The sequence below is a fragment of the Phycicoccus avicenniae genome (genome assembly GCF_018139485.1).
GTDB classification, from domain to species: Bacteria; Actinomycetota; Actinomycetes; order Actinomycetales; family Dermatophilaceae; genus Phycicoccus; species Phycicoccus avicenniae.
The window spans coordinates 322,647-335,481 of record NZ_JAGSNF010000003.1; the positions used below are offsets into that span (position 1 = coordinate 322,647).

Consider the following 12,835-nt stretch of genomic DNA (forward strand, 5'->3'; position numbering starts at 1 on the left):
GTGGCCCGTCCCTAGGGTGGGCCCATGACGGCCGCACTCCTCGGTGGCTCCGAGGCCACCCTCCGCCGGGACCGCACGAGCGTCAAGTGGGTCGCGTACCCACCGGACGTCCTGCCGTTGTGGGTCGCCGAGATGGACGTCGCCCCGTGCCCCGCGGTCGTGCGGGCCGTCACCGACGCCGTGACCCGCGGCGACACCGGGTACGGCTGGGCCCCGCGCTACGCCGCCGAGGTGGCGCGCTACGCCGCCGACCGGTGGGGCTGGCGGATCGACGCCTCGGCGACGCTCGTCGTCGCCGACGTCATGATCGGCGCGAGCGAGGTGCTGCGCCTGCTCACCGACGAGGGCGGCCCGGTCGTCGTCTCGCCCCCGGTCTACGACTCGTTCTTCGGGTTCGTCGAGGCCATCGGTCGTCGCCGGGTCGACGCCCCGCTGGGGGCCGACGGTCGGCTCGACCTCGCGGTGCTCGAGGAGGCCTTCCGCTCCGCGACCGCGGGCGGCGAGCGGGCGGCCTACCTGCTGTGCAACCCGCAGAACCCCACGGGAGCGGTCCACACCCGCGAGGAGCTGACGGACCTCGCGACGCTCGCCGAGCGGTACGGGGTCCGGGTCGTCAGCGACGAGATCCACGCTCCTCTCACCTACCCCGGCGGCCCGGACGCGACCCCGTACCTCACCGTGCCGGGCGGCGAGCGGGGCATCGCGGTGTTCTCCCCGTCCAAGGGCTGGAACCTCGCCGGGCTGAAGTCGGCGCTCGTCGTCGGCGGGTCGGCCGCGCGGCAGGACGTGCGGGCGCTGCACGAGGTCCACACCCACGGCTCGTCGCACCTCGGCGAGATCGCCCACGTCGCCGCCCTGCGCGACGGCCGGGACTGGCACGACCGGCTCATGGCCGAGCTCGCGGCCAACCGCGACCTGCTCGGGCGGCTGCTCGCCGAGCACCTGCCGGACGTGCGCTGGACCCCGCCCGAGGCGACGTACCTCGCGTGGCTCGACTGCCGTGGGCTCGGCCTCGGCGACGACCCGGCGGCCGTGTTCCGGGAGCGCGGCCGCGTCGCCCTCGGCTCGGGCCCGCGCTACGGGGCCGACGCCGGACGCGGCTTCGTCCGCCTCAACCTCGCGACCTCGCCCGGGATCGTCGAGGAGGCCGTGCGCCGGATGGCCCGGTCGGTCTGAGCCGCAGGCGTCTTCCGACGCCCGCTCGGACACATTTGTTTCATCACTGGACAAAAGCCTCCGTCAGGGGCAGGCTCGTCGGCGGCAGCCCGGGTCCGCCCGGTCCCGGGACAGTGACGACCAGGGAGAACCAGCATGACCTCGACACAACGACGTGTCCGTCGGCCGCTCGCGGCCCTCGGAGCCCTCTCCGGCATGGTGCTCGGCCTCGGGATCGCGCCCGCGGTCGCCGAGGAGGAGACGGCAGGCGAGGAGTACAAGGTCCTCGTCGTCGGCGAGACGCTCGGCTTCCGGCACTCGCACATCGACGAGACGACGCACGCGGTCATCGACCTCGGTGAGGAGCACGGCTTCTCCGTCGACGTGTGGGACCCGCCGAACACCTCCGGCGGCTGGTGGGGGCCCGGCTCCCCCGGCCAGCCGGAGCTGACGATGGACAGCACCCCCTTCACGAGCGCCGCCGACCTCTCGCAGTACGCGACGATCGTCTTCGCCTCGCCGGTCGACAACACCAACGACCTCGACCCGGACAAGCCGCGGCTGCTCGACGACGCCGAGCTCGCCGCCTTCCAGGGCTACATGCGCGCCGGTGGCGGTTACGTCGGCCTCCACGCGGCGACCGACACGATGCACACCGTCCCCTGGTACAGCGAGCTGACCGGCGGCGGGGCCCGGTTCGCCGGCCACCCGCGGCAGCAGACGGCGACGATGCGGGTCGAGAGCCCGACGCACCCCTCGACCGAGCACCTGCCGCTGGAGTGGACCCGCTTCGACGAGTGGTACAACTACACGTCCAACCCGCGCGACGACGTCCACGTCCTCATGACGCTGGACGAGTCGACGTACGAGGGCGGCACGATGGGCGCGGACCACCCGATCGCCTGGTGCCACAACTTCGAGGGCGGCCGCTCCTGGTACGAGGGCGCCGGCCACGTCGACGAGTCCTACTCCGACCCGCTCTTCGTCGAGCACATGCTCAAGGGCATCGAGTGGACCGCCGGTGTCGTCGAGGGCGGCGGCAACTGCGTGACCTTCGACGAGGTGGAGTCCCTCGTGGACGGCGCCGACGGCCGCGGCTCCAAGGCCCTCGCCCCGAAGGTGGAGGCGGCGCTCGCCGCCGCCGAGAGCGCGGCGGACGCCGGTGACCGCGCCACCGCCGTGAAGCACCTGCGCAAGGCCCGCGGCATGGCGCACGGGCTCGGCGGCGGGGCCCACGTCTCGGAGAAGGTGTCCGACCTCCTCGAGTGGCAGGAGGGCCTGGCCGCCCACGGCATGTGAGCGACCCCGCGGGGCCGGTGCATCGAGCCGTGCCTCGCCCACTCGTGTGGAGGATCTCCGGGGTCAGGGCCCCGGAGATCCTCCACGCGGGCCGTCGGACCACGACGAAACCCCCGAACCTGACGGTTCGGGGGTTTCCGATGTCGTGAGACATCACAGCGTCGGGCTGACAGTGTCGAGTCTCAGGACATCGGCAAGGGATGTCTCAAGACATAGGCAACACCCCGGCGGTGCGATGCGGGGGTGTCGAAAGCCAGGCTGGTCATCACCGCCGTCACCGTCCAAGGGCTCTCCCAGGCCGAGACTGCCCGCCGGTACGGGCTCTCCCAGGCGTGGGTGTCCCGACTGGTGGCGCGTTACCGGGTCGAGGGCGAGGCGGCGTTCGAACCCCGCTCCCGGCGCCCGCGCACGTCTCCGACCGCGACTGCGGGACCGGTGGTGACCGCGGTCCTGGCCGAACGGGACCGGCTCGTCGCCTCAGGGCACGACGCCGGCCCGGAGACCATCGCCTGGCACCTGCAGCGGGCCGGGCTGCCGGCGCCGTCACGGGCGACGATCGCGCGCCTGCTGACCCGGCACGACCGGGTGGTCCCGGCGCCGAAGAAGAAGCCCAAGTCCGCCTACCGCCGCTTCGCCGCCGAGCAGCCCAACGAGTGCTGACAGTCCGACTTCACCCACGTCACCCTCGCCGACGGCAGCCAGGTCGAGGTCATCACCTGGCTGGACGACCACTCCAGGATGGCGTTGCACGTCTCGGCCCACCGACGCGTGACCGGCGCGATCGTCCTCGCCACCTTCCGGGCCGCGGTCGCCGAGCACGGCTGCCCCGCATCGACGTTGACCGACAACGGGATGGTGTACACGGTGCGCCACTCCTCCCACCGGGTCCGCGGCGGCCGCAACGCGTTCGAGACCGAGCTCGCCACCCTCGGCGTCACCCAGAAGAACGGCCGCGGCAACCACCCCCAGACCCAGGGCAAGGTCGAACGCTTCCAACAGACCCTCAAGACCTGGCTCACCCGGCAACCCGACCCGCCGGCGACCATCGAGGACCTCCACGCCCGGCTCGAGGACTTCCGGCACGCCTACAACCACGACCGCCCCCACCGGGCCCTGGACCGGCGCACCCCCGCCGCCGCGTACACCGCCCGCCCCAAAGCCGCACCCCCGGCCGGCGAACCTGCGGACCGGACCCACACCCGCGTCCGCCACGACAAGGTCAACAACGGCAAGATCACCCTCCGCCACGGCGGGACCCTGTACTCCATCGGCCTCGGACGAGCCTTCACCGGAACCGCGCCGTCACCATCCTCGTCCACGGCCTGCACATCACCGTCCTCGACGCCACCACCGGCGAAGTCCTCCACGAGCTCACCCTCGACCCCACCCGCCGGTACCAACCCCAGAACAGCAAAAAGCCCGAACCCTGAGGGTTCGGGCCTTGCCGATGTCCTGAGACATCACAGCGTCGGGCTGACAGGATTTGAACCTGCGACCCCTTGACCCCCAGTCAAGTGCGCTACCAAGCTGCGCCACAGCCCGTGGCTGCCCCCTCTCGAGGGCGGTCGAAACCTTATCCCACCGAAGCCGGGGCGGCCCAATCGCCCCGGCCCGTGGTCAGCGGCGGCGCCGCTTCTCGCGCACCCGCACCGAGATCTCGATCGGCGTGCCCTCGAACCCGAACTCCTCGCGCAGCCGCCGCTCGACGAACCGGCGGTAGCCGGCCTCGATGAAGCCGGAGGCGAAGAGGACGAACCGCGGCGGGCGCGTCCCCGCCTGGGTGGCGAAGAGGATGCGCGGCTGCTTGCCGCCCCGGACCGGGTGCGGGTGCGCCGCGACGACCTCGCCGAGGAAGGCGTTGAGGCGTCCCGTGGGGATCCGCGAGTCCCAGGACTCCAGCGCGGTGTCGAGCGCGGGGACGAGGCGCTCGAGGTGGCGGCCGGTGCGGGCGGAGACGTTGACCCGGGGGGCCCAGGGCACCTGGACGAGGTCGCGCTCGATCTCGCGCTCGAGGAAGTGCCGGCGCTCCTCGTCGGTGAGGTCCCACTTGTTGTAGGCGATGACGAGTGCCCGGCCGGCGTCGATGACCTGCTGGATGACCCGGACGTCCTGCTCGGCGACCGTGTCGCTGGCATCGACGAGGACGACGGCGACCTCCGCCTTCTCCAGGGCCGTCTGGGTCCGCAGCGACGCGTAGAAGTCGGCCCCCCGCGTCTGGTGGACCCGGCGACGGATGCCCGCGGTGTCGACGAACCGCCACGTGCGGCCCTTGAGCTCGACGACCTCGTCGACGGGGTCGCGGGTGGTCCCCGCCACGTCGTCGACGACGACCCGGTCGGTGCCGGTCAGCTTGTTGAGCATCGAGGACTTGCCGACGTTCGGACGCCCCAGCAGCGCGACCCGTCGCGGACCCCCGGGTGCGTAGGCCGCGACCTGCGACACCTCCGGCAGCACGTCGAGGAGGGCGTCGAGGACGTCACCGCTCCCCCGCCCGTGCAGCGCCGAGACCGGCCACGGCTGGCCGAGCCCGAGGTTCCACAGCGCCGCGGCGTCGGCCTCGGTGCGCTCGTCGTCGACCTTGTTCGCGACGAGGACGACCGGCTTGCCGGACCGGCGCAGCAGCCGCACGACGGCCTCGTCGTCGTCGGTGGACCCGACGGTGGCGTCGACGACGAACATCACGGCGTCGGCGAGCTCGACGGCGATCTCGGCCTGCTCGGCGACCCGCAGGTGGATGCCGGTGGCGTCGACCTCCCAGCCGCCGGTGTCGACGAGGGTGAAGCGGCGCGTCGTCCACTCGGCGTCGTAGGCCACGCGGTCCCGGGTCACGCCCGGGACGTCCTCGACGACGGCCTCGCGGCGCCCGAGGACGCGGTTGACGAAGGTCGACTTGCCGACGTTGGGCCGCCCGACGACCGCGACGACCGGCTGGGGCCCGTCATCGTCGCCGTCGCCGAGGGCCGGGCCGTCGACGTCGAGCAGCGCACGGTCCTCCTCGCTCAGCTCGAAGTCCTCGAGGCCGGCGCGCAGCGCGCGCTCGACCGCCTCCGGGTCCTCGGCCGGCGGCCCGTCCTCGGTCCGCGTCGTGTCCTCGCTCGTCATCCCCCCATTGTCCCGCATCCGCGGGGGTGCTCAGTCCCCCGGGCCGCCCGCCGCGGCGACCACGTCGAGGACCGCCTCGACGCTGCCCTCGAGGGTGAGGTCGGAGGTGTCGACGAGGGTGACGCCCTCGGCGGCCTCGGCGAACTGCGAGACGGTCGCGTCGTCCCGGTCCCGGCGCACGACCTGGTCCCGGGTGGCCTCGACCGCCGCTGCGTCGGCGCTGCCGTGCAGCTCCGTGGAGCGCCGGCGCAGCCGGGCCTCCTCCGAGGCCGTGAGGAGGATGCGCACCCGGGCGTCGGGCGCGACGACCGTCGTGATGTCCCGGCCCTCGGCGACGACCCCGCCGGTGTCGACCGCGATCCGCGCCATCTCCTCGCGCTGCAGCCGCTGGAGGACCGGACGGACGCGCTGCTTCGTGGCCACCCGCGAGACGGCCGTGCTCACCTCGGTCGTGCGGATCTCCCGCGACACGTCCCGGCCGCCGACGAGGACGGTCGGGGCGCCCGGGTCGGTGCCGAGGTCGAGCGGCAGGCGCTCGGTCGCGGCGACGACGGCCTCCTCGTCGTCGAGGTCGACGCCGGTGTCGAGGCAGAACCAGGTGACGGCCCGGTACATCGCCCCGGTGTCGAGGTAGCCGATGCCGAGCCGCTCCGCGACGCGGCGGGCGACGGTGCTCTTGCCCGATCCGGACGGTCCGTCGATGGCGATCGTGAGCGGCGCGGTCATGGGCGGTGACTCTAGCCCGGCGTTCAGCCGTGGATGCGCCAGCCCCGGTCCGCGAGGGCGTGGACGAGGCCCGCGGCGGCGGCGGGGACGACGTCGACCTCCGCGAGGCCCAGCTGCTGCCCCAGGCCGTGGTCGAGGTGGAACTCCTCGACGTTCGTGCCGATCTCGCCGATGTCCGCGAAGAGCCGGCCGAGCTGACCCGGCTCGTCCGGCAGGAGCACCCGGACCGTCGTGTAGGCGGTCGGCGTTGCGCCGTGCTTGCCGGGCAGCCGGGCCTGACCGGCGTTGCCCGCTGCGACCGCCGCGGCGAGCGTGCCGCGGGCGCCCGGCACGTCGCCGCCGTCCTCGAGGGCGGCCAGCGCCTCGAGGACCCGGTCGAGGTCGTCGGCGAGGCCGGAGAGGACCTCGCGGACGGCGCGGGCGTTGCCGGCGAGGATCTGGGTCCACAGGTGCGGGTCGCTCGCCGCGATGCGGGTGACGTCGCGCAGGCCCTGCCCCGCCAGGGCCACGGCGTCGTCGTCGAGCGACGCCAACCGCGCCGCGACGAGGCTGGAGGCGAGCTGCGGCAGGTGCGAGACGACCGCGACGGCCGCGTCGTGGCTCGCGGGGTCCAGCTCGCGGACGGCTGCGCCCGCCGCCCGCGCCACCGTGGCGACGAGGTCGGTGGCCGAGCGCGCCGTCGCGGTCGTCGGAGTGAGGACCCAGGCGCGCCCGTCGAACAGGTCCGCCCGGCCGGCCACCGCGCCCGAGCGCTCGCGTCCGGCCATCGGGTGCGACCCGCAGTACCGGGCGAGGTCGACCCCGCTCGCCTCGAGGGCGCGCAGGACGACCCCCTTGACCGAGGCGACGTCGGTGACGACGGCCTGCGGCCAGCGCCGCAGCGCGTCGAGGACGCACCCGGCGGTGACGTCGGGGGGCGCCGCGACGACGACGAGGTCCGGGCCCGACGGCTCCCCCGGGCCCGGGAGCCGGCCCGCGCCGAGGTCGCGCGCCAGCGCGGCGTGCGTCGGCACGGCGTCCTCGAGCGTGACGTCGTGACCGGCGCGCACGAGCGCCAGGCCGAGGCTCGTGCCGAGCAGGCCGGTCCCGACGACGTGGACGTCGGTCACAGCCCGGCGGCCTTGTACAGCGCGGCGACCTCGGCCCCGCTGAGGGCCCGCCACTTGCCGGGCTTGGTGTCCGCGAGGCGGATGGGGCCGACCTCGGTGCGCACGAGCGAGATGACCGGGTGCCCGGCGGCCTCGAGCATCCGCCGGACGATGTGCGTGCGTCCCTCGTGGAGGACGACCTCGACGAGGGCCTTGCCGGGCCGGGAGTCGACGACCTTGAAGGAGTCGACCGCGGCCGGGCCGTCCTCGAGCTCGACGCCCTCGCGCAGCCGGCGGCCGAGGTCGCGCGGGATCGGTCCGGGCACCTCGGCGAGGTAGGTCTTCAGGACGCCGTAGCGCGGGTGCTGGAGCCGGTGGGCCAGGTCGCCGTCGTTCGTGAGGAGCAGCAGGCCCTCGGTGTCGGCGTCGAGCCGGCCGACGTGGAAGAGCCGGTCCTTGCGCTGGCCGAGGTAGTCGCCGATGTCGACCCGGCCGAGGTCGTCGCTCATCGACGTCACGACGTTGAGCGGCTTGTTGAAGGCGAGGTAGACCCGCGACTCGTCGAGCTGCACCCGCTCACCGTCGACGTGGACGACCTGGGTCGACCGGATCCGCACGCCGAGCTCGGTGACGACCTGGCCGTCGACCTCGACCCTCCCCTGGGCGATGAGGTCCTCGCAGACCCGCCGCGACCCGACCCCGGCCGCCGCCAGCAGCTTCTGGAGCCGGACGCCCTCGGGGTCGTGGACGTCGACGACCGGCCGGGCCGGTTCCTGCTTCGGCCGGGTCGGCTGGCTGCGGCGGGTCGTGCCGACGCGGCGGTCGCGCTGCTGCTCGCCGCTCCCCCGGCGGCGCTGCTGCCGGTCACCGGCGCGCCGGCCTCCTCGTCCCTTCGGCGGTGTCATCCGCGGCCTCCTTCGGCGATCTCGTCGAGCACGTCGACCTCGGGCAGGTACGGAGCGAGGGCCGGCAGCTCCTCGATGCTGCCGAGCCCGAGCCGCTCCAGGAAGTAGGAGGTCGTCCCGTAGAGGGTCGCGGTGGACTCCTCGTCCTGACCCACCTCCTCGATGAGACCACGGGTGAGCAGGGTCCGGATGACCCCGTCCACCGTGACCCCCCGGACGGCGGCGACCCGGGAGCGGGACACCGGCTGCCGGTAGGCGATGACGGCGAGGGTCTCGAGGGAGGCCTGGGTGAGGCGCGCCTGCTGCCCGTCGAGGACGAACTTCTCGACGACGGGGGCGTACTCGTGGCGGCTGTACATCCGCCAGCCCCCGCCGACCTCGCGGAGGGTGAAGCCGCGGCGCTGCTCCTCGTAGCCCTGCTCGAGGTCGGCGAGGGCCGCGGCGACGGCGTCGATGGGCTGCTCGAGGGCCGAGGCGAGGGCGAGCGTCGTCACGGGCTCGTCGACGACCATGAGGACGGCCTCGAGGGCGCCGCGGATGCCGCCGGGGAAGTCGGCGACGTCGAAGGCGAGCTGGTCCTCGGTGGGGGTCTCGACGGCGGGCGGCTCGGGGGGCGGGGCGGTCATGGGGTGGCTCCTGTGGTCTCCGGGTCCGGGGTGTCGCCCGGCGGTGCGTCGGGCTCGTCGAACTCGTCGGTGACGTCGACGTCCTCGTCCGGCCCCGTCCAGCGGACGGTGAGCTCGCCGAGGGCCTCGGCCTGCTCGAAGCCGATGGCGGACTCGCGGAAGAGCTCGAGGAGGGCCAGGAAGCGCGCGACGACGACGAGCGTGGTGTCCGCGTCGGCGACGAGGCTGCGGAAGGAGGCGACGCGGTCGCGGCGCAGCCGGGCGCCGATGACGCCGGCCTGCTCGCGGACGCTCACCTGGGGGGCGTGCAGGTGGGTCAGTCCCACGGTCGGCGGCGTCCGCGGGGCGATGGCCCGCGCCGCGATCATCGCGAGGCGCTCCGGGGACACCGTCATGACGAGCTCGGGGAGCAGCGCCGCGAGGTGCGGCTCGAGGGCGACCGAGCGCGGCTGCCGGCGCCCGGCCGTCGCCATCCGCTCCCCGAAGGTGTGGGCGATGTCCTTGAAGGCCCGGTACTGCAGCAGCCGGGCGAAGAGGATGTCGCGCGCCTCGATGAGGGCGAGGTCCTCCTCGTCCTCGGGGCCGGCCTGCGGCAGCAGCCGGGCGGCCTTGAGGTCCAGGAGGGTGGATGCGACGACGAGGAACTCGGTCGCCTGGCCGAGGTCCCACTCGGACTCGCCCTGCTGCGCGGCCCGGATGTGGGCGATGAACTCGTCGGTGACGCTGGCGAGGGCGATCTCGGTGATGTCGAGCCGGTGCTTGCTGATGAGCCCGAGCAGCAGGTCGAACGGCCCGGTGAAGTTCTCGAGGTGGACCTCGAACGGGGTGCTCGCGGCACGCCGGGTGAGGACGCCGCCGGGGACGACGGGCGGCTCGGTCACCGGGTCAGGCCGCGCCGCCACGGGCGATGAGCTCGCGGGCCAGCTGGCGGTAGGCGTCGGCGCCCTTGTGGCTCGACTCGTACGTCGTGATCGGCTCGGCGGCGAGGGTGGCGTCGGGGAACTTCACGGTCCGCGAGATGACGGTGTGGAAGACGAGGTCCCCGAAGTGCTCGACGACGGAGGCGACGACCTCGCGCGAGTGCAGGGTGCGCCCGTCGTACATCGTCGCGAGGATGCCGTCGACCTCGAGCCGGGGGTTGAGCCGGTCGGTGATCTTCTCGATCGTCTCGACGAGCAGGGCGACGCCGCGCATCGCGAAGAACTCGCACTCGAGGGGGATGATGACCCCGTGCGCGGCCGTGAGCCCGTTGACGGTGAGGAGCCCGAGCGAGGGCTGGCAGTCGACGAGGACCACGTCGTAGTCGTCCTCGACCGGACGCAGGACGCGGGCGAGGATCTGCTCGCGGGCGACCTCGCCGACGAGCTGGACCTCCGCGGCGGACAGGTCGATGTTGGCGGGGAGGACGTCGAGACCCTCGACGGCCGTGCGCTGGATGACGTCCCGGACGTCGTGGCCGCGCTCGACGAGGAGGTTGTACACGGTGACGTCGAGCTCGTGCGTCGGGATGCCGAGCCCGACGGACAGGGCGCCCTGCGGGTCGAAGTCGACGAGGAGGACCCGGCGGCCCTGCTCGGCGAGCGCGGCACCGAGGTTGATCGTCGTCGTCGTCTTGCCGACGCCGCCCTTCTGGTTGCACATCGCGATGACCCGCGCCGGCCCGTGCGCCGTGAGCGGAGGGGGCGGCGGGAAGTCGGGCAGCGGACGGCCGGTCGGTCCGAGCCGTCCGTCCGTCCGGGTCTGCAACGCCGCCTCGGTCTCGCCCAACTCGCTCTTCTCCCCGGTGCTTCTCGGTCTCGGTCGGCCTCCCGCCGATCGGGGACGACCTTATCAGCGGCCGGCCCCCGCCCCGGTGATCAGCGGGCCCGGGGATGGCTCTGCGCGTACACCTCGCGCAGCTGCTGGACGGTGACCCGGGTGTAGACCTGCGTCGTCGTCACCGAGGCGTGCCCGAGGAGCTCCTGGACGACCCGGACGTCCGCGCCGCCCTCGAGGAGGTGGGTGGCGAAGGAGTGCCGCAGGGTGTGCGGCGACAGGTGGCCGTCGAGGCCGGCGCGCTCGGCCGCCGAGCGCAGCACCGCCCACGCGCTCTGCCGGGACAGCCGCGCGCCCCGCACCCCGAGGAAGACCGCCGGCGTCCCCCGGCCGCGGCGGGCCGTCTCCGGTCGACCGCGCACGAGCCACGCCTCGAGCGCACTCGCGGCGTAGGAGCCGAGCGGGACGAGCCGCTCCTTGCCGCCCTTGCCGAGGAGCCGGACGACCCGCTCGCCGGTGTCGACGTCGTCGACGTCGAGGCCGCTCGCCTCCGAGATGCGGGCCCCGGTCCCGTAGAGCAGCTCGAGCAGGGCCCGGTCCCGGAGCGGCAGCGGGCCGTCGCCGAGCGACGCCGCCTCGAGCAGGCGCTCGACCTCGTGGGTGGAGATCGCCTTCGGCAGCCGGTCGGGCGTGCGCGGGGGGGCGACGTCACGCGTCGGGTCCCCGTCGAGGTCCCCCTCGAGGGCGAGGAAGCGGTGCAGTCCCCGGACGGCGACGAGCGTCCGCGCCGCGGAGGACGCCGCGAGCGGGGGACGGTCCGGGGCGCCCTCGCGCAGCCGGGAGAGGAACTCGGCGACGTGGGCCGCCGTGACGTCCTCGGGCCGGCGCACCGACTCCGCCTCGAGGAAGCCGGTCCAGCGGCGCAGGTCCCGGCGGTACGCGGCGAGGGTGTTCGCCGAGACGCCGCGCTCGACGTCGAGGTGGGTGAGCCACGCGTCGACCGCGCGGTCGAGCGCCGTGGGACGGGGGTCCGCCGTCAGGACAGGACCTCGTCCACGGTCACCGAGTCCATCCCGAACGCCTCGCCGACCGCGGGGTAGGTGAGCCGGCCGCCGTGGGTGTTCAGGCCCTTGGCGAGAGCCGCGTCGCCACGCATCGCGGCCTCCCAGCCCTGGTCGGCGAGGGTGGTCGCGTACGCGAGCGTCGCGTTCGTCAGGGCCCACGTCGAGGTGTGCGGCACCGCTCCGGGCATGTTCGCGACGCAGTAGTAGATCGAGTCGTGGACCTCGAAGGTCGGGTCCGCGTGCGTCGTCGGCCGGCTGTTCTCGAAGCACCCGCCCTGGTCGATCGCCACGTCGACGAGGACGGACCCCGGCTTCATCTGCGAGACCATCTCGTCGGTGACGAGCTTCGGCGCCTTCGCACCGGGGATGAGCACCGTCCCGATGACGAGGTCGGCCTCGAGGACCTGCTCGCGGACCGACATCGCCGACGAGGCGATCTGGGCGACCCGGTTGTCGTAGCGCCAGAAGCTCATCCGCAGCTTGTCGAGGTCGGTGTCGAGCAGGGTGACGTCGGCGCCCATCCCGAGGGCGATGTTCGCGGCGTTCTGACCCGCCACCCCGGCCCCGAGGACGACGACCTTGGCGCTCTTCACGCCGCCGATACCGCCCATGAGCACCCCGCGACCCCCCTGGGCGCGCATCATCGAGTGCGCGCCCACCTGGGGAGCGAGGCAGCCGGCGACCTCGGACATCGGGTAGAGCAGCGGCAGCAGACCCGACGGCAGCTGGACGGTCTCGTAGGCGACGGAGGTGACCTTCCTCTCGACGAGCTCGCTCGTGAGCGGCTCGTCGGCGGCGAGGTGGAGGTAGGTGAAGAGGGTGAGCCCCTCGCGCAGCCGGTGGTACTCCTCGGCGACGGGCTCCTTGACCTTCATCACCATGTCGGCCTCGCCCCACACGTCGTCGGCCGCGTCGAGGATGCGGGCGCCGACGGCGACGTACTCCTCGTCGGTGATCGTCGACCCGAGGCCGGCGCCCTTCTGGACGAGCACCTCGTGACCGCGGCGGGTGAGCTCGTTGACACCCACCGGCGTGATGCCGACCCGGAACTCGTTGTTCTTGACCTCGGTGGGGATGCCGATCTTCACGTGTGACCAACCCTGTCTCGTGTCGCG

Annotated in this window: 11 protein-coding genes, 1 tRNA gene and 1 pseudogene; 3 read left to right on the forward strand and 10 right to left on the reverse strand. The window is 73.7% G+C overall.

The genetic code is table 11. From position 1 onward, the window contains the following. The first annotated feature begins 24 nt into the window (after nt 1-24). The 3 genes and pseudogenes from KC207_RS03525 to KC207_RS17130 all read left to right on the forward strand — a co-directional run bounded on the left by KC207_RS03525 (nt 25) and on the right by KC207_RS17130 (nt 3,884). A complete protein-coding gene (locus tag KC207_RS03525; RefSeq protein WP_211601507.1) occupies nt 25-1,176 on the forward strand; it encodes a MalY/PatB family protein in 1,152 nt (383 codons plus the stop codon). 135 nt (nt 1,177-1,311) lie between these two features. Further along, complete coding sequence (locus tag KC207_RS03530) at nt 1,312-2,454, forward strand: ThuA domain-containing protein (RefSeq protein WP_211601508.1); 1,143 nt, start codon at nt 1,312-1,314, stop codon at nt 2,452-2,454. A gap of 243 nt (nt 2,455-2,697) precedes the next feature. Beyond that, nucleotides 2,698-3,884: pseudogene (locus KC207_RS17130) on the forward strand (IS481 family transposase). A 38-nt stretch (nt 3,885-3,922) separates the two neighbouring features. Here the strand turns inward: KC207_RS17130 and KC207_RS03540 are convergent. The 10 genes from KC207_RS03540 to ald all read right to left on the reverse strand — a co-directional run bounded on the left by KC207_RS03540 (nt 3,923) and on the right by ald (nt 12,808). Then, nucleotides 3,923-3,996 (reverse strand) — tRNA-Pro (locus tag KC207_RS03540). Nucleotides 3,997-4,071: 75 nt separating this feature from the next. Then, entirely contained in the window at nt 4,072-5,556 is a 1,485-nt protein-coding gene (der, locus tag KC207_RS03545; protein WP_211601509.1) for a ribosome biogenesis GTPase Der, read from the reverse strand. Nucleotides 5,557-5,586: 30 nt separating this feature from the next. After that, complete coding sequence (gene cmk, locus KC207_RS03550) at nt 5,587-6,282, reverse strand: (d)CMP kinase (RefSeq protein ID WP_211601510.1); 696 nt, start codon at nt 6,280-6,282, stop codon at nt 5,587-5,589. 23 nt (nt 6,283-6,305) lie between these two features. Beyond that, nucleotides 6,306-7,391 (reverse strand): prephenate dehydrogenase, encoded by a 1,086-nt coding sequence (locus tag KC207_RS03555; RefSeq protein ID WP_211601511.1) that lies wholly within the window; start codon nt 7,389-7,391, stop codon nt 6,306-6,308. Beyond that, nucleotides 7,388-8,275, reverse strand: coding sequence for a pseudouridine synthase (locus tag KC207_RS03560; protein WP_211601512.1), 888 nt, complete (start codon nt 8,273-8,275; stop codon nt 7,388-7,390). The genes KC207_RS03555 and KC207_RS03560 overlap by 4 nt, the downstream gene beginning before the upstream one ends. After that, nucleotides 8,272-8,901 (reverse strand): SMC-Scp complex subunit ScpB, encoded by a 630-nt coding sequence (gene scpB / locus KC207_RS03565; RefSeq protein ID WP_211601513.1) that lies wholly within the window; start codon nt 8,899-8,901, stop codon nt 8,272-8,274. The genes KC207_RS03560 and scpB overlap by 4 nt, the downstream gene beginning before the upstream one ends. After that, nucleotides 8,898-9,782 carry a segregation and condensation protein A gene (locus KC207_RS03570; protein WP_249138529.1) on the reverse strand — a complete coding sequence of 295 codons (885 nt, stop codon included), beginning with the start codon at nt 9,780-9,782 and terminating at the stop codon, nt 8,898-8,900. The genes scpB and KC207_RS03570 overlap by 4 nt, the downstream gene beginning before the upstream one ends. Before the next feature lie 4 nt (nt 9,783-9,786). Beyond that, a complete protein-coding gene (locus KC207_RS03575; protein WP_249138530.1) occupies nt 9,787-10,668 on the reverse strand; it encodes a ParA family protein in 882 nt (293 codons plus the stop codon). Between the two features lie 89 nt (nt 10,669-10,757). After that, nucleotides 10,758-11,696 carry a site-specific tyrosine recombinase XerD gene (locus tag KC207_RS03580; protein ID WP_211601615.1) on the reverse strand — a complete coding sequence of 313 codons (939 nt, stop codon included), beginning with the start codon at nt 11,694-11,696 and terminating at the stop codon, nt 10,758-10,760. After that, nucleotides 11,693-12,808 (reverse strand): alanine dehydrogenase, encoded by a 1,116-nt coding sequence (gene ald, locus KC207_RS03585; protein WP_211601515.1) that lies wholly within the window; start codon nt 12,806-12,808, stop codon nt 11,693-11,695. The genes KC207_RS03580 and ald overlap by 4 nt, the downstream gene beginning before the upstream one ends. Between the last annotated feature and the right edge of the window lie 27 nt (nt 12,809-12,835).

What these genes read in the sequence shown, in the direction of transcription:
- KC207_RS03530 (WP_211601508.1), top strand. Translation starts at nt 1,312, where the DNA reads ATGACCTCGACACAACGACGTGTCCGTCGGCCGCTCGCGGCCCTCGGA.
- der (WP_211601509.1), bottom strand. Translation starts at nt 5,556, where the DNA reads ATGACGAGCGAGGACACGACGCGGACCGAGGACGGGCCGCCGGCCGAG.
- scpB (WP_211601513.1), bottom strand. Translation starts at nt 8,901, where the DNA reads ATGACCGCCCCGCCCCCCGAGCCGCCCGCCGTCGAGACCCCCACCGAG.
- KC207_RS03560 (WP_211601512.1), bottom strand. Translation starts at nt 8,275, where the DNA reads ATGACACCGCCGAAGGGACGAGGAGGCCGGCGCGCCGGTGACCGGCAG.
- cmk (WP_211601510.1), bottom strand. Translation starts at nt 6,282, where the DNA reads ATGACCGCGCCGCTCACGATCGCCATCGACGGACCGTCCGGATCGGGC.
- KC207_RS03525 (WP_211601507.1), top strand. Translation starts at nt 25, where the DNA reads ATGACGGCCGCACTCCTCGGTGGCTCCGAGGCCACCCTCCGCCGGGAC.